A 347-nucleotide genomic window follows, 5' to 3' on the forward strand; every position below is an offset into this window, starting at 1 on the left:
TGAGACGGATTCCGGAACAAAAAAACAGTCGTAGAATCAGCGTCAAGCCGGAAGGATTCCGGTGAGGCGCAATGTTGCGGAGGCTTAATCCCTGGTGGCATTGGTTGCTGGAGAGAGAAAACCCCCGCACGTTGCAGGTATGCACCTGACAACACCACGGGGGCCATTCTTGCATCCAAACAATACAAGAATAGCCGCGAAACGTTGTCATTACAATACAGGCGGCTATATGACGTTCGCAGAACTGGGCATGGCCTTCTGGCATGATTTAGCGGCTCCGGTCATTGCTGGTATTCTTGCCAGTATGATCGTGAACTGGCTGAACAAGCGGAAGTAACGTGCCATGC

General features: G+C 51.9%; 1 protein-coding gene. It reads left to right on the forward strand.

All coding sequences use genetic code 11. The annotated features are described in order from the left end of the window. Nucleotides 1-229: 229 nt before the first annotated feature. The gene (ldrD, locus tag ACUU1M_RS20725; protein WP_000141634.1) at nucleotides 230-337 is read left to right on the forward strand and encodes a type I toxin-antitoxin system toxic polypeptide LdrD; all 108 of its coding nucleotides are present in this window, start codon (nucleotides 230-232) and stop codon (nucleotides 335-337) included. The last annotated feature ends 10 nt before the right edge of the window (nucleotides 338-347 follow it).

It is taken from the genome of Shigella sp. SIG6, from assembly GCF_053555815.1.

Coding starts and splice junctions, on each gene's coding strand:
- ldrD (WP_000141634.1), top strand. CDS start 230: ATGACGTTCGCAGAACTGGGCATGGCCTTCTGGCATGATTTAGCGGCT.